The organism is Streptococcus sp. HMSC034E03 (genome assembly GCF_001811505.1).
Taxonomy (GTDB): Bacteria; Bacillota; Bacilli; order Lactobacillales; family Streptococcaceae; genus Streptococcus.
In genome coordinates, this window is the sequence record NZ_KV804983.1 from 1 (window position 1) to 578 (window position 578).

Genomic DNA, 578 nt, shown 5'->3' on the forward strand with positions numbered 1-578 from the left:
TTACTGTCCATGTTTGATCGACTGAAGCATCGTTATCGAAGTGGGCACCTGTTGGGAACTCATCGCTAACGAGAACGTAACCACGATCTTCATAATACTTGATCTTGTCCGCAGTTGAGTAATTGATTGCCTCACCTGATTTACCACCGACTTGATCATTGGCAAGTGTTTGACCAGTTGTTTGATCAACGTACTTGATCACTGCTTTTTGATCTGCCTTACGGTAGACAACTGGGGTATCAGCTCCTGGGTTAGATGGTGTTACATTTGGAATGTCTGTCACATAACCTGGGATAACTGGAGTTGGGGTTACACCACCTTTAGTTGGATCGTTTGGATCATTCGTATATTGTGGAGTTGGCGCATTTGGAATTGGGTTGCCATCTGGGTCAACTGGAATGATCTTACCGAGTTCCTTATAAACTACTTTATCTGTTGCTTCTGGGTGTTCTGGTGTAACTGTCTTACCACCTGCTTCAGCTTTATCCGCATAATAGTGTTCAACGACTGGGACTTTTACTTTGCCATAGTCATGACTGTTTTCAGTCCATGTTGTTGTACCATCTGCTTGATTCTTC

Annotated in this window: 1 pseudogene; it reads right to left on the reverse strand. The window is 43.4% G+C overall.

Going from position 1 to position 578, the window contains the following annotated elements:
• Positions 1 to 578: pseudogene (locus HMPREF2805_RS11285) on the reverse strand (hypothetical protein); the annotation flags it as partial.